General features: G+C 58.0%; 20 protein-coding genes. 6 read left to right on the plus strand and 14 right to left on the minus strand.

All coding sequences use genetic code 11. The features are described 5' to 3' along the window. Window positions 1-79: 79 nt before the first annotated feature. The 8 genes from H9S92_RS12395 to H9S92_RS12430 all read right to left on the minus strand — a co-directional run bounded on the left by H9S92_RS12395 (window position 80) and on the right by H9S92_RS12430 (window position 6,892). Window positions 80-1,660: a T9SS type A sorting domain-containing protein gene (locus H9S92_RS12395; protein ID WP_187467027.1), complete on the minus strand. Its 1,581-nt coding sequence runs from the start codon at window positions 1,658-1,660 to the stop codon at window positions 80-82. A 246-nt stretch (window positions 1,661-1,906) separates the two neighbouring features. Then, complete coding sequence (locus tag H9S92_RS12400; protein WP_187467028.1) at window positions 1,907-2,848, minus strand: sterol desaturase family protein; 942 nt, start codon at window positions 2,846-2,848, stop codon at window positions 1,907-1,909. 63 nt (window positions 2,849-2,911) lie between these two features. Next, window positions 2,912-3,847, minus strand: coding sequence for an energy transducer TonB (locus H9S92_RS12405; protein ID WP_246463836.1), 936 nt, complete (start codon window positions 3,845-3,847; stop codon window positions 2,912-2,914). Between the two features lie 100 nt (window positions 3,848-3,947). Further along, window positions 3,948-4,391 carry a hypothetical protein gene (locus H9S92_RS12410; protein WP_187467029.1) on the minus strand — a complete coding sequence of 148 codons (444 nt, stop codon included), beginning with the start codon at window positions 4,389-4,391 and terminating at the stop codon, window positions 3,948-3,950. Continuing rightward, window positions 4,373-4,759, minus strand: a complete 387-nt coding sequence (locus tag H9S92_RS12415; protein ID WP_187467092.1) for an alkyl hydroperoxide reductase — start codon at window positions 4,757-4,759, stop codon at window positions 4,373-4,375. Before H9S92_RS12415 ends, H9S92_RS12410 begins: the two co-directional genes overlap by 19 nt. Window positions 4,760-4,972: 213 nt before the next feature. Further along, window positions 4,973-5,320: a type II toxin-antitoxin system VapC family toxin gene (locus H9S92_RS12420; protein ID WP_187467030.1), complete on the minus strand. Its 348-nt coding sequence runs from the start codon at window positions 5,318-5,320 to the stop codon at window positions 4,973-4,975. Continuing rightward, a complete protein-coding gene (locus H9S92_RS12425) occupies window positions 5,302-5,511 on the minus strand; it encodes a hypothetical protein (protein ID WP_187467031.1) in 210 nt (69 codons plus the stop codon). The genes H9S92_RS12420 and H9S92_RS12425 overlap by 19 nt, the downstream gene beginning before the upstream one ends. A gap of 229 nt (window positions 5,512-5,740) precedes the next feature. Beyond that, a complete protein-coding gene (locus H9S92_RS12430) occupies window positions 5,741-6,892 on the minus strand; it encodes a BamA/TamA family outer membrane protein (protein ID WP_187467032.1) in 1,152 nt (383 codons plus the stop codon). Window positions 6,893-7,089: 197 nt separating this feature from the next. On the opposite strand from H9S92_RS12430, the gene H9S92_RS12435 reads away from it, so the two are divergent. After that, window positions 7,090-7,680 (plus strand): Uma2 family endonuclease, encoded by a 591-nt coding sequence (locus tag H9S92_RS12435; protein ID WP_187467033.1) that lies wholly within the window; start codon window positions 7,090-7,092, stop codon window positions 7,678-7,680. A 146-nt stretch (window positions 7,681-7,826) separates the two neighbouring features. Here the strand turns inward: H9S92_RS12435 and H9S92_RS12440 are convergent, their stop codons facing one another. Both H9S92_RS12440 and H9S92_RS12445 read right to left on the minus strand, forming a co-directional pair. After that, window positions 7,827-10,022, minus strand: a complete 2,196-nt coding sequence (locus H9S92_RS12440) for a sodium-translocating pyrophosphatase (RefSeq protein ID WP_187467034.1) — start codon at window positions 10,020-10,022, stop codon at window positions 7,827-7,829. 548 nt (window positions 10,023-10,570) lie between these two features. Then, window positions 10,571-12,271 carry a M3 family oligoendopeptidase gene (locus H9S92_RS12445; protein ID WP_187467035.1) on the minus strand — a complete coding sequence of 567 codons (1,701 nt, stop codon included), beginning with the start codon at window positions 12,269-12,271 and terminating at the stop codon, window positions 10,571-10,573. A 282-nt stretch (window positions 12,272-12,553) separates the two neighbouring features. Here H9S92_RS12445 and rpoN point away from each other — a divergent pair, with 282 nt between their 5' ends. The 4 genes from rpoN to H9S92_RS12465 all read left to right on the plus strand — a co-directional run bounded on the left by rpoN (window position 12,554) and on the right by H9S92_RS12465 (window position 18,529). Continuing rightward, window positions 12,554-14,050 carry an RNA polymerase factor sigma-54 gene (rpoN, locus tag H9S92_RS12450; protein WP_187467036.1) on the plus strand — a complete coding sequence of 499 codons (1,497 nt, stop codon included), beginning with the start codon at window positions 12,554-12,556 and terminating at the stop codon, window positions 14,048-14,050. 102 nt (window positions 14,051-14,152) lie between these two features. Next, window positions 14,153-14,443, plus strand: coding sequence for a GNAT family N-acetyltransferase (locus H9S92_RS12455; RefSeq protein WP_187467037.1), 291 nt, complete (start codon window positions 14,153-14,155; stop codon window positions 14,441-14,443). 13 nt (window positions 14,444-14,456) lie between these two features. After that, on the plus strand, window positions 14,457-15,632 hold the full coding sequence (locus tag H9S92_RS12460; RefSeq protein ID WP_187467038.1) for a glycosyltransferase: 1,176 nt from the start codon (window positions 14,457-14,459) through the stop codon (window positions 15,630-15,632). Window positions 15,633-15,892: 260 nt separating this feature from the next. Further along, complete coding sequence (locus H9S92_RS12465; RefSeq protein WP_187467039.1) at window positions 15,893-18,529, plus strand: DUF5916 domain-containing protein; 2,637 nt, start codon at window positions 15,893-15,895, stop codon at window positions 18,527-18,529. Window positions 18,530-18,724: 195 nt separating this feature from the next. Here H9S92_RS12465 and H9S92_RS12470 read toward each other — a convergent pair whose 3' ends face one another. Continuing rightward, on the minus strand, window positions 18,725-19,282 hold the full coding sequence (locus H9S92_RS12470) for a thioredoxin family protein (RefSeq protein ID WP_187467040.1): 558 nt from the start codon (window positions 19,280-19,282) through the stop codon (window positions 18,725-18,727). Between the two features lie 287 nt (window positions 19,283-19,569). Here H9S92_RS12470 and H9S92_RS12475 point away from each other — a divergent pair, with 287 nt between their 5' ends. Then, a complete protein-coding gene (locus H9S92_RS12475) occupies window positions 19,570-20,769 on the plus strand; it encodes an ATP-grasp domain-containing protein (protein ID WP_187467041.1) in 1,200 nt (399 codons plus the stop codon). A gap of 89 nt (window positions 20,770-20,858) precedes the next feature. Here H9S92_RS12475 and sucD read toward each other — a convergent pair whose 3' ends face one another. The 3 genes from sucD to eno all read right to left on the minus strand — a co-directional run bounded on the left by sucD (window position 20,859) and on the right by eno (window position 23,696). After that, window positions 20,859-21,731, minus strand: coding sequence for a succinate--CoA ligase subunit alpha (gene sucD / locus H9S92_RS12480; protein WP_187467042.1), 873 nt, complete (start codon window positions 21,729-21,731; stop codon window positions 20,859-20,861). A 248-nt stretch (window positions 21,732-21,979) separates the two neighbouring features. Beyond that, complete coding sequence (locus tag H9S92_RS12485; protein WP_187467043.1) at window positions 21,980-22,306, minus strand: hypothetical protein; 327 nt, start codon at window positions 22,304-22,306, stop codon at window positions 21,980-21,982. Between the two features lie 94 nt (window positions 22,307-22,400). Beyond that, a complete protein-coding gene (eno, locus tag H9S92_RS12490; RefSeq protein ID WP_187467044.1) occupies window positions 22,401-23,696 on the minus strand; it encodes a phosphopyruvate hydratase in 1,296 nt (431 codons plus the stop codon). Between the last annotated feature and the right edge of the window lie 111 nt (window positions 23,697-23,807).

Here is a 23,807-nt window from a genome sequence, read left to right on the forward strand (position 1 = left end):
GGTGGGGGGAATTGGCCGTCAATACCCCTGGGGTGGTGGGTTGCACCAATGGACGGGATTATCCCCCCCTGCCACTAAGCTACTGCTTAATAAACCTGAAAAAATCCTTGGAAGATTTAGGTCCGATTTGCAAAAGGTAAACGCCTGGTACCAGTTGGTCAACCGCAATGGAAAACTGGCTACGCCCCGCCACTTCTGGAATGACCTTTACCATTTGCCCGGCCAGGTCGTAGATGCGTACTTCCGTAGCCTCAAAGAAATTATCACGCACGGCTACATTAAGTACGTCTGAGGCAGGATTCGGAAAGAGGAGGACGTCTGCCCGCTGAATAGGCGCGCGTTCCGGGAAAGTAGTGAGGCTAGCGACGTTGAATTTGGCCATGAAAATAAACTGATCGGTAAAATGATTGTGCGTAACGATTGGCGTTCCGGCCAGCGTTCCTCTGTAGTTGCCGGCAACCAGGAGGTTTCCTTCGTGTTGAACCATATCTACGATAGGGTCATTATCAAAGGTCTCCGTTAGGCCCTGCATCGAAAGGAGCTGATCGGTAGGCGAAAAGATGCTCAACACTGTACCTGAAAAGAACGCTACAGGATCAATGGTCGGGTCTCTATCGTACCTCCTCGTATCCAGTGTGGCGTACGCTCCGTTAGCCAGGATTTCGATTTTTTGGGGAATCATACCCACTGGGTTGGCTACGAGCTTTAGCACGTCTCCCTGCGGAGAAACCCGCACCCGGAAGCCACTGAGAAAATTACAATTGCTAAGGCTTGGGGCCGGAGCCGTTTGTCCGTTGTTGGCCCAGAGTTCTCCGGCGTAGGCCCCCGTGAGGAGGAGGTCGCCATTGGCCACTTCCTTAATATCGGTCACCAATCCACTCGTGGCAGAGAGCAGGTCTTGCTGCCATAGCGTCTCGCCAGTGCTGCCCCGCAGGGCGTTGAGGGTGACGTACCGGGGTTCTTGAGGACATGGCCCAATAAAGCGGGCGTTAATCCACATTGGGTTGGTGGCGACCACCACCTCCCCCCGGGAAGTTTCGACCATACCGTGGATGCGCAGTGCACTAAGCCATTCGGGCTTGGGGGTTATTTTCTGCAACCACTTTACTTGGCCATCGCCACCAATCCGCGCGACGAAATAGCTGGGAGATACGTTGCTGGTCAAGGTTTCACTACCTACCCGACAGAAGCCCCCGGTGAATGTTCCCGCCAGGAGTACATCGCCCACCGTGGCACTTTTGGCCACCGTCAGTTCCTGTATTTCGGTGTTGATGATGTGGGATTGCACTACATTCCCCAAGGTGTCAATATCGGCCAGCAAAATATGTCGACTATCTCCGAGGCTGGCTAAAGTGTCTCGTCCGTACACCACGTCAGCATTCACCCTTGACACTATTTTTACGCCACCACCAGCGTTAGGCAGTATCCGCATGGGGCTATTTGAAGCATACGAACTGGATTGAAGGCCCGAAAAGCGCTTAAGCCAGCGCGGATTACCCCGCCGGTCAGTTTGGGCGACAAAGTATTGGCTATTGTCATTTCCTACTGCCAGGCGATCATTGCCCACAAACAGCAGGTCATAAAATTCGCCCCGGCTACTGTAGCCACAACTGTAGGTATATCCCAAATCATCGGCTGCTAATTGGGGGGCTCTTAGCATCGAACCAGAGTTGCCGACTGCATACCGGTTATGTAGCGTAGCTACCCAGTCGGGGGAAATCTGGGCGAAAAGTGTGGACGAAAAAAGCAATAAGAGAGGGTAAAGGCACCAACGCATGGTTTCGTGGTTTAGGTTTTGAGAGACATATCTGCTCAAATATACAGGGTTCCTCCCCGGGAGGAGACCGGGAATGTAATTTTTTCTCCGCCCGATAAAATTTTAACGTAATGTTTTAAATCACTTCTCCTACTCCACCGCAGCCCCAACGCGCCCCTGTGGAACCTCTGCCTGCGCCCGCGCCTCCGCCGCCCAGTCCCGTCGTATTTCCTCACTCGTTTTCCGGCTCCCGTCGTGGCTCCAGCCCGGCGGGCCAAAGACGTAGTACCAGCGGCTGCGCCAATTTGGGGCCCGGCGGAGGTCTTGCCCCATCGTCACCCATTCGTGCGTGGCAATGCGCAGCGGATTAAAGGTGTTGATGTTGGTCACCAGCCCGTAGGTAGGCCGTTGTTTTTCCGCCTGAAAGGTGCCGAACAGCCGGTCCCAGATGATGAGCACGCCGCCGTGGTTGCGGTCCAGGTACTCCACGTCGCTGCCGTGGTGGACGCGGTGGTGGCTCGGGGTATTGAAAATCAATTCGATAGGGCGCCACATTTTATCAATGGCCTCGGTGTGGATCCAGAACTGGTAAATCAGGCTGATGCTGCCAAAAATGGCCACCATGATGGGGTGGAAGCCGACCAGCGGCAGCCACAGGGTAAAGACGAAGGCCCCGGAAAGGTTGCCCGTCCAGGTCTGCCGCAGGGCCGTACTCAGGTTGTATTTTTGGCTGCTGTGGTGTACTACGTGGCTGGCCCAGAAGTAGCGGATCCCGTGGCTGCTGCGGTGAAAAACGTAGTAACTCAGGTCTTCGGCAAAAAAGCAAAGCACCCACACCCACCAGGCGGCCCCCAACTCGAACAGACGAAACTGGTAGAGGAAAAAGTAGATCCCCACCACCGTCACTTTCGTGAACAGGCGCAAAATGGCGTTGCCCACGCCCATGGCTAAGGAGCTGAGCGTGTCTTTGGTCTCGTACCAGTCTTTTTGCTCCCAGGCCGCGACGGCGATTTCAACCAGCAGCAGGAGGATGAACCCCGGAATCGCGTAGTGAATGGCGAGCGGATTGTCAGAAAAAATAAACTCAGGCATGATCGGGCGCACTTAAATCCAAGGATAAAAGTAGCGAAAATTCGCCAGATTGCGGTGGGGTGCCTATTCCAGCCTGAACTTCACGGGCAAATTATATTCCACCCGCACGGGCTGGCTACCTTGCTTTCCAGGTATCCAACGGATTCCATTGTCGTTCATAGACTGAACTACTTCGAGGGCTGATTGGCCGTAACCAACCCCTATATCTCGCATAATTTTAGCGTCCGTTATTGTACCATCCTTTTCAACTACGAACTGGATAACGACCAGACCAGCTGCACAGGATGCTAGTTGTATTGGTGTCAAGTTTAAATTTTCGTGCAGGTATTCAAGTAGTTTGACTTTGGCGCAGTTTTCCAGTTCAGCCTCATCAGGAATGTCTTCGCAAGCAGGGAAGCGGGGCATTTCTTCGACGACCTTAAACACATCAGAAGAACCTTTATTTTCTGGTGGAGCTGGCGGGGGGGGATAGGGCACCGTCCCCTCCGTTAACTTGAATCTCACTGGCAGATTAAACCTTACCCGGACGAGTTTCCCTGCCTGCCTCCCCGGTGTCCAGCGTTTTTCTTTTGTGGTCATCAAGTTGACTAGGCGGAGAGCCTCCGTCCCTGTACCCGCGCCAGGGTCGCGGACGACTTCGATACCTGTTATCGATCCGTCTTTTTCTACCGTGAAACTGACGACGGCTGTCCCTTCCACACTGTCTCGCCAGGCGACGTAAGGGTAGCGCAGGTTACCATAGATAAAGGTCCGCATCAGGCTGTCGGCACATTTTTTTTGGGATGGATAGTCTGCTGCAATTTCGTCACAGCCAGGGAAAAGGGGCATCACTTCTCGTAATCCGCCAAATAGCATTTCTGGTGGTGGTGGAGGTGGAGTCGTATCCAGCGTTATGGTTTCTACCGCAACTACCTTTTCTGCCAAACAAGTGCCACTCCCCAGGGCAATGAGCGTGGAAAACAAGGTAATTCTAAGGTATTTCGAAAAAGAACTGGGCATTACGAAGGGCTTTTGAGCTTAGATGCGGGTCAGCCATTGTCTGGTGCAACCTATGGCGAAATAATGTCTGGTTTCAACAAAACATTACCATTTACGACTGCTATTGGACCAGTAATGCAACAATGGTCAGCCCCCACACTACCGTCCACAACCCCGTTCGCCACCAGTTTACGGCGATTAATTTCGCCACTAAGGGCAAGTGCTCTGCCTCGGTATCAAGTGCACCGTGCAAAGGCACCGCCCGCAGAAATGTAATGGCCCAGGCGGTGAGCACCAATACCAGGTTTAGCCCAATATCCCAGCGGAGAGGAGCCAAGGCCAGCCAGCCGTACAGCGCCAATTGACCAAGCATAATGGGCATGACCACGTAAGTTACGCGCCGGGTATAGACCGGGTGCCACGCCCGGAAGCCTTCCCCGTGGTAATGCAGAAAAGCCGGATAAATCACCAGCTGCACCAGCCAGATCAGCACCAGCGCGGCGGTATCGAACACCAAGCGCAGGGCCCAAAAGTGCGCCTCGTCCATTATTCCGTCAGTCGCCACCGGTAAACCTTGTGTACCCGCCAGAGGATGAGCCCAAAAGGTATCCACCAGATAAAATCATTGGTAATCAGGGTATAGAAAAAGCCGAAGGGAACCAGCCCCGTGGCGTAATTCAGCAGGAAACCGGCCGGACCGAAGAGTTTGCCCAGTCCGCCTACCGCCACAATCGGCCAGTGTCGCATGGGGTCGTAGCTGGCCCACCAATACCCCAGGCCATACACGCCAATCACCATCCCCATGCCCTGCCACACCATCGGATGGCGCATTGGCTCCATGCCCACCAATTCCCAGAAGTGCTGCGGAAACAGGACGACCCAGGCACCCCACAGGATATTGTAAATGGCCGCGAGGCGAAGGGTGGTCCGCATCCAGGGCGGGGAGGAATTCTCGGGCATGGCGTGGCCAGTTGGTCAGTCAGGAAAGCGCGAATTTCCCATTTGGTTCACGGGAAAATGGTCCTTGAGAATGTAGAACGGGGCGCGGTCGCAGGTGCAATGAACGTCTTTAAGGAGCAGAGATGGTCGACGGCAATCATTAAGCTATTGGGCGTGAGGGTTAATGACTTTAAGCCTTTCGATCCCCTAAAAATCTTTAGTGTTTCTTGAAATAATAGTTAGTTCAAATACCAATGCTGTGGCTGCAATCACAGCATCGGGTAATTTAATTTTCTTTTTCCTCCGAATCTCAATTGCTTGATTTGCAACCTCTTCCGTCAACGGTAGTACAGTAACTGACTTTACAAACGAACTAAGCGCGTCCATTTCTTCGACTGATCCTTGAAACCCAAGCAACTCAATTCGATTGATTATCGAGAGATAAACTGCCTCAGTGTCAAAGATTTTCTCCACCCATCTTTCTCCGCTTTCCGTAAACTTGCCAGCGATAAGGTCAATTACCGCGTTGGTGTCAATTAAATACGATCTTCCCATTCTTCACGTACCTTATTGGCGTAAGACAACAGCTCCTCACTGGGATTTTTGATGATTCCACCCCACTTTTGGGTAGGGGCGGTAGGGGGCATAGTCTCCTCAATAACAACTTCAACCGCCCTTAATTTCTCTAGGCTACGGATGATGTCGAGAGCATGCTCTTCCAAAATGTGGAGGCGCAAGGTGATCATAGGCAAAATTTGTTCTACAAGGTAACGAAATACCCACAATAGAAGTTACAATCTTTCCTCCAAACAGTTGCAACTGCTATTCCCAGTGGCTGGCCAGAGTGCGAAGACCTGCGTCGCGTGCGAGGCCTAAGTAAATTTTGGGACTTCAAACTGCGATAGTCTCATACGAAACAGGTGTTTAGGGGCTGCCTCTTCTCCCCGTCCCTCCCCTTGCACCTGCGACCGCGCCCTAAAACGCCTCGCCCAGGCCCAGGTAAAATCCGCTGCCGTTGCTCTTCCCCAGGCCAAAGGCATAATCCACCCGCAGGTTAATGTTTTCCTTGGGGATGATGGTGACGCGCAGGCCCGTGCCAAGCGAATAGCGCAGCTCCGGCACCGCCAGTTCCGCGACCTCCGGAGCCACCTGCCCCGCGCCACCGTAGAACACAAAGCCGATGCTTTTCCAGGTTTGCCAGCGGTACTCCGCCTGGGCAAAGACCGCCAGGCGATCGCGGAAACGAAACTCGGGAAAACCACGGAGCAACTCCGGACCACCCAAAAAACTCAACTCCTGGACGGGCGTCTCGCCCCCTCCGTACCGACCAAAAAGCTGGAAGCCCAGCACGCCACGGGGACCCGTCCGGCGGTAGGCGCGCAGGTCAAGTTTGCTGAGTTCGAAGGCGCTCGTTCCCCCCAGTGCGGTACCGTAAAACCCCTGCGTGAACTCCACCAGGATGCCCTTCTGGGCATTGAGCACGTTGTCCCGGTTGTCGTAGGAAGCGGCAAACTCCAGGCCCACGTTTTTACTGCCCAGGCTGTCTTGCAGGCTAGCTCCGGCGGGCAGGGCCTCGGTGGCTTCCACGAGCGCAGTGTTGTAGTAGGTGTTGTACCGAAAGCCGCCGCCCACGAAAAGCTTGGGCAAGACCTGCCGCAGGAGCAAGGGCTCGATCAACAGGCGTTGGTAGGTGATGGCGCTGCGGTCGGCCTCCGTCGTTCCGTTGCCGACGCCGAAGTAGTTCTGCGGGAAGTCCGTATAATCCAGGTTGCCCCGCAGCAGCCACTTTTCTTCCGGGAAAAAGACGGTGTAGCCAGATGTGAAGAAAACCTGGTTTTTCAGGGTGTAGCTCACGCCGATGGGGATGTTGGAGGTGCGCGTGTCCTTCCCGGCACCCTTGGGCTTGAACAAGAGGTTGGCCCCGAAACCGAAGCCCAGGCTGGTGTTGGGCTCAAAGTAAGCGATGGGGGCCAGGACGATCCGCGTCTGGAAATCGTTAGTATCCACTGGCGGACGACCAATGTTGAATTCCATTAAGTCGGTCACCTTTTCGATGAGGCCCTGCGCCACGGTGATCTGAAAACTCAGGAAAAAGCAGAGTGCCGTGGCGGATAATCTTAGGTGCATGGGGGGTAAGTATCGAGGTAATAGACTAGGAACGATGGAGACTGGTAATTGTGCAGTAGATACGTAGCAGAAACTGCGGTGGTTCCGGCTTTAAAGAGCAGTGGGCACGTTTCTTGCGATCAGGAAGGAAGAAAACCTTGCCCGCCGCCGACGCATTACTTCTTGGTGCGCCAAACCAAAAGCCGTACCTTATTCCCATGACCAGCCTGATCACCAAAGCGGAGCACATCACCCAACTCCCGGGCTTTCGGTGGACCCTGGAGCGCTACCACGCAGCCATCGCAGGAGGCATCCTAAATGAAGACGACAAAGTCGAACTGCTTTTCGGTAAACTAGTCCCCAAGTCTCCCGTTGGAATCGTACACGGAAAAACGGTGAAAAAAATCAACCGCCTTTTGACCCGCACCCTGGCTGAAGCGGCCTATACTATTGGTGTCCAAGACCCCATCACCCTAAACAACGACTCCGAGCCGGAGCCAGATTTATTTGTTGCCAAAGGCCCCCTTGAGGCCTACGATCATCACCCCTATCCCCAAGACTTGCTGCTGGTCATTGAGGTGAGCGACTCCACCCTGCTGCGCGACCGGGGGGCCAAGAAACTTACTTACGCCCTGGCGGGCATCGAAGAATACTGGCTGGTCAACATCTTTGAGCGGCAGGTGGAACGCTTTACCGGCCCCATCCCTGAGCAGGGAGAATACGCGCACTGCGAGACGTTCAGTCATCAGGAATCCTTCACCAGCCTCCACCTCGGGGTATTCGCCGTAGCGGATTTGTTGGTGGATTAATACGCCTTGAGCGACGCGACGCCCTCCTCTATTCAGCGCTGGCATTGTTAGGCGCATTGCACCTGCGGCCGCGCCAAAAAAGAATGGCCGCCACACTTTCTCGTGCGGCGGCCATTCCATTATTAATTGATTCGATAATTCAATCCTTACACCAGGAAGGGCGCAATCACGAGAGAAACTACTGCCATCAGCTTGAGCAGGATGTTGAGCGACGGGCCGGAAGTATCCTTAAATGGATCACCAACGGTGTCACCCACTACTGCGGCCTTGTGGGGCTCAGAACCTTTGTGGTAGATGGTACCCTGAACGCTGGCACCGGTTTCGAACATTTTCTTGGCATTGTCCCACGCACCACCGGCGTTGGACTGGAAGATGGCCATCATGACCCCTGCGCTGGTTACCCCGGCGAGGAGGCCACCGAGCATTTCTGCGCCGCCGGCAAACCCAACGACAACCGGGGTAATGACCGCAATCAGGCCGGGCATCACCATCTCGCGGATGGAGGCTTTGGTGGAGATTTCCACGCACTTTTCGTAGTCGGCCTTACCGTCAGCAGCGTTGAAGATGGCGAGGTCGGCGGGGGAATACTTGGAAGTATCGTGGCCCGCGCGCTTCATCATTTCGAGGGCGGCTTTCAGCTCGGGGATGTCGGCAAACTGGCGGCGTACCTCCTGGATCATGTCGTTGGCGGCGCGGCCTACGGCTTCCATGGAGAAAGCGGAGAACAGGAAAGGCAGCATGGCACCGAGGAACAGACCGGCGGTGACGTAGGGGTTGGCAATGTCGATGTTGGTCAGGTTAGCCGTCTGCATAAAGGCGGCAAACAGTACCAGCGCCGTCAGTGCCGCAGAGCCGATGGCGAAACCTTTACCGATGGCGGCTGTGGTGTTGCCTACGGCGTCGAGTTTGTCCGTGCGCTCCCGTACTTCCTTGGGCAGACCCGCCATTTCAGCGATACCGCCGGCGTTATCGGAAATCGGGCCGTAAGCATCAACGGCCAGCTGGATGCCCGTGTTGGCGAGCATACCTACCGCCGCGATACCGATGCCGTAAAGACCCGCAAAGTAGTAAGAGCCGATGATGGCAGCACAGAGCAGCACGATGGGGTAAGCCGTAGACCGCATCCCGACGGCAAGGCCGGCGATGATGTTGGTGGCCGAGCCGGTCAGCGACTGGTCAACGATACCCTGCACGGGCTTGGTGCCCGTACCCGTGTAGTACTCGGTGATGTAACCAATACCCAGGCCGGAGATGAGACCGAAAAGGATGGCGAAGAAGATGCCGTTGCTGGTGTAGTTCTGTACCAGGCCGTTGCTGTTTTCAACGGACCACTCGGCGGGCATCATGGTAGTAACGGCGAAGTAGGTGCCGGCCAACATGATGACTGCTGCGATCAGTTCGCCCGTGTTGAGGGCTTTCTGGGGGTCACCGCCTTCCTTCACGCGCACGAAGAAGGTGCCGATGATGGAGGCAACGATGCCGATGCCCGCCACCACGAGGGGAAGCAGGACGGCGTTGAGGCCCGCCATTTCGCTCTGGGCGAAGGCTGGGATGCTCATGAATGCCGCGCCAATCACCATCGTGCCGATGATGGATCCTACGTAAGATTCGAAAAGGTCAGCACCCATACCGGCTACGTCGCCTACGTTGTCTCCAACGTTATCGGCGATGGTGGCGGGGTTGAGGGGGTGGTCTTCGGGGATGCCGGCTTCGACTTTGCCTACCAGGTCAGCGCCTACGTCGGCCGCCTTGGTGTAGATACCGCCGCCAACGCGGGCGAACAGGGCGATGGAGGAAGCGCCGAAGCTGAAGCCAGTGAGGACGGAGATCGTCTTGAGCACGTTCAGTTCCGTATCCACGCCAAACTGGCCCTGGAAGATGAAGAAGAGCGAACCGAGGCCGAGCAGACCGAGGCCCACTACGCCGAGGCCCATTACCGCGCCGCCGTCAAAAGCAACGCCGAGGGCTTTGCCCAGGCTGGTGCGGGCGGCCTGGGTAGTACGGATGTTGGCTTTAGTAGCTACGTTCATCCCGATGAAACCAGCCAGAGCAGAACAGACCGCGCCAATGACGAAGCTGACGGAAATCATCCAGCTCGTAGCGTCATCGCCGTCGAGGTAAGCAGATATGCCCAGGATAACGGCTACCGCCACCACGAACCAGACCAGTACTTTGTATTCCGCCTTCAAAAAGGCCATGGCACCGTCGGCAATGTTTTTGCCAATGCGTTGCATGAGTTCGTTCCCGGGGTCTTGCTTAGAGACGCCCGCTGATTTGATGAACATAAACACCAAGGCGAGAATCCCCAGAATGGGGGCCGCCAGCATAATAGTAGAAACCATAAAGTGAAGAGATTTACTTGTTAGAGAAGAATGTTTTAGCACGCGAGACTTCGCGCTCCAGTCTTCGATGACAAGCGATCTAGATGGCCGCGGGAACCATACGGTTGGGTGTTCGCCGCGCTTCAAAAGGTCGTTGACCCGAAATTTCCCGCAAAGGTAACATACTCCGCCCAGGATGACCAAGCAATTTTTGGCCGGTCTTCCCGCCTAAGCCCGCCAAAACGCTCGCTACTGGCTTACGCTCTTCCTGAGCACAAGGGCCAGTAGGGGGTAAAACTTTCTCATTACGGGAGGAATGGATTTTGGTAAGGGGCCAAAGATCCCACCGCAGCATTACCCGTTTATTTAGCGAAGATTAAGCTTAACGCCAGGTTGGTGCTATGCAACGAAGATATTCGCCCATTTTTAAAGGTTAGATCGCAATGGCTTTTTAGTTCGGTAGTTGGGTATTGCCCACTACCGAACTACAGAACTACCTTCTAAAGGCCGTTGAAGACCAATCACTTAGGATTGTTGTAAGGGCTCAACCCCACGTTAAGCCCAGGTTTTCAGGCCAGCTCGGCCAGGCGGGCTTCCACCGTCTTGGCAATGCGTTCCATGATGCCGGGCTCGAAGGGGTTCTCCAGGCCAGCCAGGCGGACGAGGTCCAGGAAGCCCAGGGAGCCTCCGGCGGTGCACAGCCGCACGTAATCGCTCCAGGCCTGCTGGTGGTCCTCCTGGTCTTTCAGCCAAAACTGGAACGCACAGATCTGGGCCAGGCAGTAATCGATGTAGTAAAAAGGCATCCCAAAGAGGTGCAGTTGGCTCTGCCAGTAAGTGCCCTGGCGCAGGAAGGGCTCGTCGGAATAGTCCAGGTGCGGCGTATACTCGGCTTCCAGCTTTTTCCAGGCGGCGTTGCGCTCGGCGGGGCTCCACCCGGGGTGGGCGTAGACGAGGTGCTGAAATTCATCGACCGCACAGCCGTAGGGCAGGAAACGAATGGCGCTTTCGAGGTGGCTGTAGAAGTACTTTGCGGCATCCGGACCAAAGAAATCGGGCACCCCGGGGTAAGCAAAGAATTCCATGGACATGGAGTGGATCTCCGCCGCATCGTAAGTAGGCCAGGCGTACTCCATCGGCCGCTGGTGGCGGCTGCTGTAAACCTGGAAGGCGTGGCCGAATTCGTGGGTGAGCACGTCTACGTCGTGGCTAGTCCGGTTGAAATTCGAGAAGATGTAGGGCGCGCCGTAGTCATTGATGTAGGTACAGTAGCCGCCGGGGGCTTTGCCGTCTTTTGCCTCCAGGTCCATGAGCTGGAAGTTTTCGAGGTAGCGGAAAAATTCTCCCGTCTCGGGGCTCAGCCCATCGTAGAGCTTGCGGGCAGCGGCAACGGTGTCTTCCAGCGTACCCTGGGGAGTGGGGTTGCCGTCGGGGAAGCGGAATTGGACGTCGTAATAACGCAATGACTCCACGCCGATGCGGGCGGCTTGCTCCTGGGCCAGGCGGGTAGCGATGGGGACGATGTAGCGTTTGACTTCGTCGCGGAAAACCGCAATTTCGGCGGGGCCGTAGTCCGTACGGTTCATCCGGGCGTAGCCGAGGGGGATGAAGTTTTCGTAGCCCAGTTTCCGGGCCATGCCGTGGCGGAGTTTGACCAGGTCGTCGTAGATTTTTTCGATCTCCTGCTGGTTTTCACCCAGCCAGCCCCACTTTGCGGCGTTGGCTTTTTGGCGCTGGGCGCGGTCGGGGACCTGGCACATCGGCACGATGCTGCTCAGGTTGTAGACCTTGCCATCCAGCTCGATGCGGGCCCCGCCCTTCAGCTCGGTGTAGGCACTGTAGCCTTTGTTTTCGGCCTGGAGGTCTTCGATGAGCTCGGGTTGAAAAGTCTGGATGCTGAGCTCGGCAGTGAGGAAGAGTTGCTTGCCAAATTTTTCCTCCAGGGCGGCGCGGTGCGGGCTGGCGATAAGGGCGCGGTAGTAATCCATGCGCCACACCTCGGTGGCGGGCAGGTTTTCGTCAAACCAGGCCTTTTCGGCGCGGTAAAAGGCATCGCGGGTATCGATGCTGTAGCGGATGTAGCAAATGTTGTAGGCCGTCGAAACCCGCGCCCGGATGTCGTCAATGCGCTCCACCGCCGCAGCCGCCCGCTCGGGGGAGGAAGCCGCGGTAAGTTCTTCGATGATGTTGCTGATGGCCCTTGCGTCCGCTTCCAGGTCGGGCCGTTGGTACGGAAAATCGGGAAAGGCGAAGTTGGGGGAAAGGGACATGGTCGGTTGTTGGGCGGTACTCAGCAATAAGCGCGCAAAGTAAACGAATGTTTCACCATTTAGCATATGCCTCTGCAAAAGGGCGCGGCCGCAGGTGCCGGGAAGGTCTTTTGAAGAGCCGGGCGAGGGGGAGGCATCCATCGCTCCTCCGTCAAGCCCCCTGCACCTGCGGCCGCGCCCAGTGCCCCAAAACGAGCTGAATAATTCCTCCGACGGGTGGCTCCGCCGCGAACCTTCGCCGCGCCCTAAACGTATTTAATCCCGTTAGCTCACCCATACCGGATGCTCGGACAGTCCTTAAAACTGAAACTTTCCCAAACGGCCAGCCCCCGCCAGATCCAGCTCATGCAGCTGATGCAACTGCCCGTGATGGAACTCGAACAGCGCATCAAGGAAGAACTGGAAAGCAACCCCACCCTGGAAGAAGCCCGCCCGCTGGAAAGCGACGTCGCTGAGCCCCAGGAAGAGCGCGCCCACGACGGCGAGGAACGCAATGCCGAGTACGACGACGACTACTTCCAGCAATACCTCGAAGACGACCCCGGCAGCTACCAGACGGGGAGCCGCCTCGACGAAGATTACGCCGCCCCCGGCAGTTATACGGCCGACGAAACAACCTTCTTTGAACACCTCGAAGAGCAGCTCAGCAGCCTCGATTTTCGTGGCCCCCTCGAACAACTCATCGCCCGCCAGATCATTGGCAACCTCGACGACGATGGCTACCTCCAGCGCAGCCCCTCCGCCATCGCCGATGATCTGCTCATCAACCACCACCTCGACGTGACGCCGCAGCAGGTCCGCAAGGTCCTGGCCACCGTCCAAACCCTTGAGCCGCCCGGCATCGCCGCCCGCGACCTGCGCGAATGCCTCCTCCTCCAGCTCAACAATAAGGTAGACAACGGTGCCGAGCTGGAAGACATGCGCTTCGCCGACCTCATCCTGGCCCAAACCATCATCCGCGATCACTTCGAGCTGTTCTCCAAAAAACACTACGACCGCCTCCGCGAAAAACTGGAGGTCGACGAAGACGAACTCCGCGACGCCCTCGGCGAAATTCTCCGCCTCAACCCCAAACCCGCCAGCGGGCTCAGCGGCGTGGCCGGCGGGCGGGTGGCCCGTACGATCGTCCCCGACTTTCTGGTCACCACCGAAGACGGGCAGCTCAAACTCCAACTCACCGCCCGTAATGCGCCGGACCTGCGGGTCAACGACCACTACCAGCAGCTCCTGGCCGACTACCGCCGCAAGCAAAAAGCCGCCGGCAAACTCAGCATCGCCCAAAAACAGGCCGCCGGCTTCATCCGCCAGAATATCGAATCGGCCACCTGGTTCATCGAAGCCATTCAGCAGCGGCAGCAGACCCTCTTTAGCGTCATGCACGCCATCCTGCGCTACCAGGAAGCCTACTTCCGCAGCGGCGACCCTAAAGACCTCCGCCCCATGATCCTCAAAGACATTGGGGAAATGACGGAACTCGACATCAGCACCGTCAGCCGCGTAGCCAACAGCAAATTCGTTCAGACCGACTTCGGCACCCATTCCCTGCGCGATTTTTTCAGCGAGGGCATGACCAACCAGAGCGGGGAGGAGGTGAGTACCACCCAGATCAAGAACGTTTTGCGCGACATCATCGCCCAGGAAAACAAGCGCAAGCCTTACGCTGACGATAAACTCCAGGCAGCCCTCGCCGAGGCAGGATACGACATTGCCCGCCGCACCGTGGCGAAGTACCGCGAACAGCTGGGCTTGCCCGTGGCCCGACTGCGCAAGGAGCTTTAGGCCCCACGTTTTTCTGAACAGGAGTGCTCTTTCCCCGCTCGCCGCAGCCTTCCGGTAGCGGAATTCGACCTACCTTAGCTTCCCGATTAAAGCCCCTAGGATATGCCCGACCACGCGCACGACGTTGTCAACAACCCGGAGAAATACCGCTTTGAAGTCATCAGTGGTGGCCTCACCTCCAAACTGGAATACCGCCTGGGCCGCAACCGCCTGGCTTTGGTACACACCGAAGTTCCGGAAGAACTGGCCGGCCAGGGCATCGGCAGCGCCCTGGTGACGACCGCCCTGACTTACGCCCGCGAACACGACCTGATCGTTCTGCCCTACTGCCCCTTCGTGGCCGCCTACCTGGAGCGCCACCCGGAATGGGAGGACATTGTGGGCGAGATCTAGTCCTACCGCGCCCATGCTCCTGCTGCTGATCGTTTTCCTGCTTGTGGCGGCGGCCCAAGCCTGCTACTGGGGCTACTACCTGCGGTACGCTTACTACCGTCCGGGCTTTGTACTGCGCCCGCCCGACGCAGACCGCGAAAGTCCGCCCCTGAGTGTGATCGTCTGCTTTCACAACGAAGAGGACCACCTCGGGCAGTGCGTTGAGCGCATCCTGGCCCAGGACTACGCCGGTGATTTCGAGCTGATCCTGGTGGACGATAATTCTACGGACCAGTCGGTCTCGCGGGTGCACCCTTACCTGATTGCCGACGGGCGGGTGCGGCTGTTGGACCCTGGCCCTACCCGGCCGGGCAAGAAAGATGCCCTGACCTATGGCATTTCCCAGGCCCGGCACAACTTGCTGGTGCTGACGGATGCCGACTGTGTGCCCCTGACCAGCCAGTGGCTTTACTGCATGGCCGAACCGCTGCGGGCGGGTGCGGAGTTGGTCTTGGGGGTGTCGCCCTGCGCGCCGGAGAAAGAGGACAGTTTGCTCGTGCGTTGGCAGCGCTTTGAGACGCTTTATACCAGTATCAAGTACCTGGGTTTTGCCCAGCGGGGCTATCCGTACATGGGCGTGGGCCGCAACCTGGCCTACCGGAAGTCCTTCTTCGAACGGGCCGGGGGATTCGCCGCCCACGCCGATTTGCCCGGCGGGGACGATGACCTGCTGGTGGCGAATGCGGCGGACGCGGCCACGACGGTGCGGATGCTGCATCCTGCGGCTTACGTGTATACCCACGCCCAGGGCAGCTGGAGGGCTTACTTCCGGCAACGGGCCCGTCATCAATCGGCTGGCCAACGCTACCCGCAGGTTATGCAAATCTTGCTGGGGGGGCTGGCCCTGAGCCACGGCCTGTTCTATCTGCTGGGTTTTTTGCTGCTGTTCAGTCCTTGGTGGCCTTTGGTATTGGGGCTTTACGCGCTCCGCCTTTGGCTGCTGGTGTACGCCTATCACCCGGGATTTTACAACATCAACCCGCGCACTTACACGCCGGAAGGGGTATCGGCAGCGGTTGCCCCCGGTACTTTGTTGGGGTGCGTGAGCAGGCTGGTGGTGGCCGGCAACGTCGCCTTCTTTGATGCCTGGGTAGGGCCGATGTACCTGTACCTCGCCCTGGCGGGGGGGCGGAGGCCGAAGGGGTGGTGAGGCGGGAGCCAGACGTCCCTTGCTCTTTGTTCTTTTCCACGGCACCTGCGGCAGCGCCCGCTTGCGGATGCGCAGGACAAGCTTTCTCATCAGCGCGGCTTTTTATCAGGAGTCAAGTGTTTCTACGTTGGCTTCAACGGTGTAGATACGTTGTTTAACATCAACAGTAAATATCTCCTTCGGTCACGCTGGCACCATCGTGCAACCCCTCTCTCCAGCGTTCGTCCTTCTTACCAAGTAAAGACTACTGACACTCCAACATGAGACATCCCCTCCTCCTCGCCAGCCTTTTGGCTTTGGCTGCTCCTTTGTTTGCCCAGGACCGGCCCGTTTACGAAACCAAACGACTGGAGGGCGAGGCCCCGGCCATCGACGGAAAATTGGATGACGCGGCCTGGGAACAAGTAGCCTGGGGCAGCAATTTTTACCAGCGCCAACCCGATGACGCCGCGCCCATCAGCCAGGAAACCGCTTTCAAGATTCTCTATGACCAGCGCTTTTTGTACGTCGCCTGGCGGGCTTTCGATACGGAGCCCGAGAAGATTGAGGCCCGCTTTGGCCGCCGCGATGACTTTCCTGGCGACTGGGTGGAAATCAACTTCGATAGTTTTAACGACAAGCGCACGGGCTTTTCCTTCTCCGCTTCGGTCAGCGGCGTACGGGGGGATGAATTCATCAGCAACGACGGCCAGAACTGGGACACCAGCTGGAACCCCTACTGGCTCATGAAAACCCAGCGCGATGACCAGGGTTACACCGTTGAAGCCCGTATCCCCTTTTCCCAGTTGCGCTTTGGCAAGGCGGAGCAGCAGGAGTGGGGCCTTCAGGTCAACCGCAACCTCTTCCGTGCGCAGGAGGCCAGCTCCTGGGCTCCCGTGAAGCAAACCCAGCCCGGGTGGGTGAGCCGCTTCGGCATCCTCAAAGGCATCGAAGGGGTAAAGCCGCGCCGGCCGTTGGAACTGCAGCCCTACGTGTTGGGCCAGGTCCGCACCGGCGATGCCTTCGACCCCAATGACCCTTTTGCCAGCAAGACGGAGTCGAAACTCAGCGGTGGCCTCGACGGCCGGATTGGCCTGACCAACGACGTGGTGGTGGATTACACCATCAACCCCGATTTCGGGCAGGTGGAAGCCGACCCCGGCGCGATCAACCTTGATGGCTTCCAGATCTTTTTCCGCGAGCAGCGGCCCTTCTTCGTCGAAAACCGCAACATCTTCGATTACCAGATTACGGCCGCCGAGGCGGGCGGACAGTACAACAGTGATCTGCTCTTCTACAGCCGGCGCATTGGCGGCTCTCCGAGTCGTTTTCTCTCCGGCAACCCCAGTGCGGCCCGCTACGTCGACCAACCCGAAAATACCACCATCCTCGGGGCCGCCAAAGTGAGTGGCAAGACCCAGTCTGGCCTCTCCCTCGGCCTGCTTTCCAGCGCCACCGAGCGGGAGTTTGCCCGGATCATGGACCACAACGGGGAGACGCGTACGGAGGTCGAGCCGTTTACCAGCTACAACGTCGGCCGCGTCCAGCAAGACTTCGGCAGCAGCCAGAGCACCATCGGCGTGATGCTCACTTCGGTGAACCGGGATTTGCGGACCGACGAGCTGCGCTTCCTCCACCGCAGTGCTTATTCGGGGGGCATTGACCTGGTGCACCGCTGGAAAGACCGCGCCTGGCAGCTGAAGGCCAATGCCATCTGGAGCCAGGTCAATGGCACCGCCGAAGCGATCACCAATACCCAACAGTCTTTTGCCCACCTCTTTCAGCGGCCCGACGCCGATCACCTCCGGGTAGACACCAGTGCCACGCGCCTGAGCGGTACCGGCGGGACGCTGGCCATCGGGGAATTTGAGGGCGACTGGGTTTTCGAATCGGGGTTTACCTTCCGCAGCCCGGGCCTGGAGCTGAACGACATTGGCTTTCTCAACAACAGCGAGCAGATCAACTACTTCGCCTGGGGAGCCCGCCGCTGGCGCAATCCCGTGGGCATCTTCAACCGCTTCCAGTGGAACCAGAACATTTACCTGGGCTGGGACTGGAGCGGAGCCTCGCTCAACCGCAGTTACAATACCAACGTCTGGGGGCAATTCCGCAACTTCTCCAACTTCCGCTTCTGGGTCAATCTGGAACAACAGGACATCAGCCGCAACGCCCTGCGCGGCGGCCCGCTCTTCCGCCGGCCGCCCGGCTATGCCCTTGGCGGTGGCATCGGTACGGACCAACGCAAAAAACTCCGGGCCTACCTCTACGCCGACGGCGGGCAATCCTACGATGGCAACGTGATGGGCAGCTCGGTGGGCCTCGAATTCGCCTACCAGCCCCTCGACGCGCTTTCGCTGTACTTCGAACCCAACTACAGCTGGACGGACCGCCGCGACCAGTACATCACCACCGCCCAGGACGGCGACCGCACCGCCTACCTCCACGGCCAAATCACCCAACAAACCCTCAGCTTCACGCTACGGGCCACCTACAACGTTACCCCCGATTTTACGGTGCAGTACTACGGGCAGCCCTTCATCGCCCGCGGCGTCTATGATGAGTTCAAGACGGTAGCCGACCCCCTGGCCAAGCAATTTGAAGACCGTTTTACCACCTTCTCCGCCGAGGCCATCCACCACGACGCCGAAAACGGGCAGTACAGCATCAACGACGACGCCGATGAAGCAGTAGACTTCCGCTTCGGAGACCCCGATTTCAACTTCCTTCAGTTCCGCTCCAATTTCGTCGTACGCTGGGAATACCTCCCCAGTTCCACCCTCTTTCTCGTGTGGTCCCAAGGCGTAACGGGCGGTGCCGACCCGAACAAAGACGTGTTCTCCGCCCTGCGCGACGACCTCTTTGCCAACGATGCCCAAAACACTTTCCTCCTCAAAGCCACTTACCGCTGGGTACGCTAGGGGGGGAAGGGGAAACCTGTCAACGTTATTTTGTTAGACCCAACAGGATTTAACATATTTAATTAACTGCGCTGCTGCCTACGGCGGTCAACATTCAACACTTAACATTTGGCTACCGCTGTTGCATAGAGGACACTTGCTGCCGCTGTAACATTGGACATCAAACGTCTGACATCACACATCTGACATCACACATCACCCCTTCCATTTGATGTTGCACCCAGCGCTGGGGTACTGCTTTTCCGGGCTGGGCTGGCCCGCCAGGAGATCATCGAGGGCGTGGCGGAGGTCTTCGCCGGTGGGCGGTGTACCGCTACCCGGACGGTTGGCGTCCAGTCTTCCCCGGTAGTAGAGCGCGGCGTTGGCGTCGAACAGGTAGATATCGGGCGTGCAGGCCGCGTCGTAGCTGCGGGCAACTTCCTGGCTTTCGTCGTAGAGGTAGGGAAAGGAAAACTGAAAATTGGCGGCAAAAGCCTGCATGTTATCGGGGCTATCGACGGGGTATTTCTCGGCGTCGTTGGCGCTGATGGCCACCGTAGCGATGCCCCGGTTGGCGTAATCTTTGGCAACCTGCACCAGTTCTTCAATGACGTGCAAGACGTAGGGGCAGTGGTTGCAGATGAAGTACACGAGGGTTCCTTGCGGGCCTTTGAGGTCGGCCCAGCTCAGGTCTTGGTCGCTGACGGTGTCGGGCAGGGTGAAAGCGGGAGCGGGCGTCCCGATGGAAAGCATGGTGGATTCGGTCAAGGCCATGGGGGTGATTTTTGCGTTAAGTTCTTTGGTCTGCGCAGCGGGCTTGTATCTTTGGGGCGGAGGCGCTTCCTCCCCGATCGTTTCTCCCCGGCGGGTACTGCCTAGTACAACCTACCCGGGGGGCTTGGTTCATCGCTGGCGGGTATTTTAGCGGTCGGTTTCCCCGGAGTGGGCGCTGCCGCAGGTGCCGCGCAAGTCGTAAGGAGCCAGGGAAGGCCATCGGGCTTACTTCTACCATTTGATGGGATTACCCCGCCCCGGGCTCAAAGCACAAACAGACGCTCACCATGACTTTCCTTTGCATCACCTGTTATTTTAAAGGATCGCCTTTTTTGCGCGCCAGTAAGGAAGCCGGCAATACGGTTTACTTGCTCACCGACAAAAAACTCGAGCACGAGCCCTGGCCCTGGGAAGCCATTGACGAAGTCTTTTACCTCGAAGACATCACCAACACCCCCGCCAACCTGGGCCGCACCGCCAACGGCCTGGCCTGGCTGATGCAAGACCGCAAGATCGACCGCATCGTCGCCCTCGATGATTTCGACGTCGAAAAAGCCGCCTACCTGCGCGAGGAATTCCGCATCCCCGGCATGGGTCAAACCACCGCGCGCTTTTTCCGGGATAAGCTGGCCATGCGCGTTCAGGCCCGCGACCAGGGCGTCCCCGTCCCTGTCTTCAGTTCCCTGTTCAATAATGTGGAGGTTACGGAGTTTGCCAATTCCGTCACCTACCCCTGCCTGATCAAGCCCCGCTGGGAAGCCAGTGCCACGGGCATCCAAAAGGTACATTCCGCCGAAGAACTCTGGGCGGCCGTACACGCCCTGGGCGATAAGCGGCCACAGTACCTCGTGGAGCAGTTTCGCCCCGGCGATGTCTTCCACGCTGACGCCATCAGCGTTAACGGCGAGGTCGTCTTTTGCCAGGTCTCCCGCTACCTCAGCACACCCTTTGAGGTGGCCCACGGGGGGGGCATCTTCCGCTCCATCAGCGTCCCCTACGATCATCCCGATGCCCAGGCGCTGCGGCAACTGACCAGCGAGGTGATGCACGCCTTCGGGATGCGCTTCAGCGCCAGCCACACGGAGTTCATCAAGTTGCCTTCCGGCGAATTCGTTTTCCTCGAAACGGCCAGCCGCGTCGGCGGAGCCCACCTGGCGGAAATGGTGGAGGCCGCCACCGGCGTCAGTCTCTGGGAAGAATGGGCCCGCCTGGAAACGGCCATGGCCTACGGCGTAGAGTACCACCCACCAGGGCGCCGCTACCAGCAGGCCGGCATCGTCGTTTCCCTCTGCCGCCACGAATGGCCCGATATGTCTCCCTTCCAGGAGCCGGAGATCGTCTGGAAAATGAACAAGCGCCAGCACGTGGGCGTCATCGTCGCTTGCCCCTACGAAGACCGCATCATGCAGTTGCTCGACATCTTCGCCGACCGCATCGCCCGCGACTACCACGCCGCCGCACCCGCCCCTGACCGGAGTTTGAACTAGGCATAGTCTTCTGACCAACAAAAAAGCCAGCGCATTCTCCCAAGAGAACGCGCTGGCTTTTTCGTTTACGCTTAGGCGGTGCGGAAGGCTTATCCCTGCAGCGCCTTTACCATCGTGATGCCGATTTCGGCGGGGCTTTTCACGACGTGGATGCCACACTCGGCCATGATTTTCATTTTCGCTTCGGCAGTGTCTTCGTGGCCACCGACGATGGCACCGGCGTGGCCCATTGTGCGTCCCTTGGGCGCGGTCTGGCCAGCGATGAAGCCGACTACGGGCTTGGTGCCGTGTTCTTTGACGTATTGCGCAGCTTCGGCTTCCATCGTGCCGCCAATTTCTCCGATCATGATGATGCCGTCCGTATCGGGGTCGTTCATCAGCAGTTCTACGGCGTCTTTGGTGGTGGTGCCCACGATTGGGTCTCCGCCGATGCCGATGCAGGTGGACTGGCCCATGCCGGCCTTGGTGACCTGGTCTACGGCCTCGTACGTGAGGGTGCCGGAGCGGGAAACGATGCCGATGCGGCCGGGGCGGTGGATGAAGCCGGGCATGATGCCGCACTTCGCCTCACCGGGAGTGATTACGCCGGGGCAGTTCGGGCCGATCAGGCGGCAGTCGTAGTCGCGGATGTAGGAACGGACCTTCACCATGTCTTGCACGGGAATGCCTTCGGTAATGCAGATGATGACCTTAATGCCAGCGGCGGCAGCTTCCATGATGGCGTCTCCGGCGAAGGGTGGGGGGACGAAGATGACGGAAACATCGGCACCCGCCTGTTTCACGGCGTCGGCTACGGTATTGAAAACCGGCTTGCCGAGGTGGAGTTGCCCGCCTTTGCCCGGGGTGACACCACCTACCAGGTTGGTCCCGTACTCCAGCATCTGCTCGGCGTGGAAACTTCCTTCCTTACCGGTGATGCCCTGCACGATGATGTTGGAATCTTTACGAACTAAAACTGCCATGGCGCTACGTTGAAATTTTTTGCTGGGGTGGAAGCCCGCCCGAACCTGGGCCAGACCATCATTGCTCATTTGTTCCCCTTACCCTGCACCTGCGACCGCGCCCGGAAGAGTCTCCCCCCCGGAACGCCCCGGGCACAATGCAAGCGGAACGGCCGCGAAGGTACAGCAGCCGCGCGCCAAGACAAAACGACAGGCAACTTCATCTTCCACAAAGTGCATATTAGTGGCCCGAGGGCTGACCTCAGTGCCTACTCGGCGGGGGCTTCGACGATGATGAATACGTCTTCGTCGTCTTTTTGCATGAAGTAGCTTTCGCGGGCAAAACTCTCGCGGTTGCGCTCCATTTCCAGCTTTTCCGTCTCGGCTTTGCCGATCAGGGCGTCGTAGTTTTCCAGGTCACTTTCCAGGCGATTGACCGTGGAGTGGAGTTTGAACTGCGTGAGCACATCGTGGCGATCAATGAAGATCATGAAAAAAGTAAAGGCCACCAACGCCAAAAAGTAGCGGTTGCGCAGGTAGGGCGGCAGCTTGAGCCAAAGGGCTTTGAGCGGGTCGGGGGTTTGCTTGATGGCCATACGGGATGCAATATAGGTGGCGAAAGATAAGGCTTGCCGCCGGGAACGAGCGAATTTTTCGCTCCATTCCCGGCGGCAGCCCGTCAGTTAAGGCCTAGCGCCCAATCTTGCGCAGCAGGTCGCGGCCGGGGAAGTAGGCGGTGCTGCCCAGTTCTTCCTCGATGCGGAGCAGTTGGTTGTATTTCGCGACCCGGTCGGAACGGCTGGCGGAGCCGGTTTTGATCTGGCCGGTGTTGAGGGCCACGGCGAGGTCGGCAATCGTTACGTCTTCCGTTTCGCCGGAGCGGTGGCTCATCACGCTGGTGTAGCCCGCGCGGTGGGCCATGCTGACGGCGTCGATCGTTTCGGAGAGGGAGCCGATCTGGTTGACTTTAACGAGGATGGAGTTGGCGGATTTGTCTTTGATCCCCCGCGCCAGGCGCTCGGTGTTGGTCACGAAAAGGTCGTCGCCCACCAGCTGGCAGCGCTGCCCGATGCTTTTGTTAAGTGCCGCCCAGCCGCTCCAGTCGTCCTCGTCCAGGCCGTCTTCGATGGAGAAGATGGGGTACTTATCGACCCAGCCTTTCCAGTAGTCGACCATGCCGGCGGATTCGATCTTGCGACCGTCTGACTTGTGGAAGTGGTAAACGTTTTCCTTTGAATCGAAGAATTCGGAAGCGGCGGCATCCATGGCAATCATGATGTCTTCGCCGGGGCGGTAGCCCGCTGCTTCGATGCTTTGGAGGACGATCTCGATGGCCTCCTCGTTGCTTTTGATGTTGGGGGCAAAGCCGCCTTCGTCGCCGACGTTGGTGCTGTAGCCTTTGCTTTTCAGCACTTTTTGCAGGTGGTGGAAGGTTTCCACGCCCATGCGCAGGGCTTCGCTGAAAGTATCGGCACCGAGGGGCAGGATCATGAATTCCTGGAAGTCGATGCTGTTGTCGGCGTGGCTGCCGCCGTTGAGGATGTTCATCATCGGCACGGGCATCGTGTGGGCATTGACGCCGCCGATGTAGCGGTAGAGGGGCTGGTTGAGCTCCTGGGCGGCGGCTTTGGCGCAGGCGAGGCTGACGCCGAGGATGGCGTTGGCGCCGAGCTTGCTCTTGTTGGGCGTGCCGTCCAGCTCAATCATCGTGGCGTCGATGTAGCGCTGGTCGGTGACGTCTACGCCGAGGAGTTCTTCGGCGATTTTTTCTTCTACGTTGGCTACGGCTTTGAGGACGCCTTTGCCGAGGAAAACGCCTTTGTCGCCGTCCCGCAGTTCCACGGCTTCGTATTTGCCGGTGCTGGCTCCGCTGGGTACGGCGGCGCGGCCCACGGCACCGTCGCCGGTAACGACTTCTACTTCAATGGTGGGGTTGCCGCGGCTGTCGAGGATTTGCCGGGCGCGGATGTCGAGAATTGAACTCATAGTTTTAAAGTTTAAATTTTTACGCTACGCATCATTGCGCATGGCTGGATTTTTGCGCGGCCGCAGGTGCTCCCCCCCGACCCCCCGAAGGGGGGAGTGAGGACAAGGAGC

Source organism: Neolewinella lacunae (assembly GCF_014349155.1).
Taxonomy (GTDB): domain Bacteria; phylum Bacteroidota; class Bacteroidia; order Chitinophagales; family Saprospiraceae; genus Neolewinella; species Neolewinella lacunae.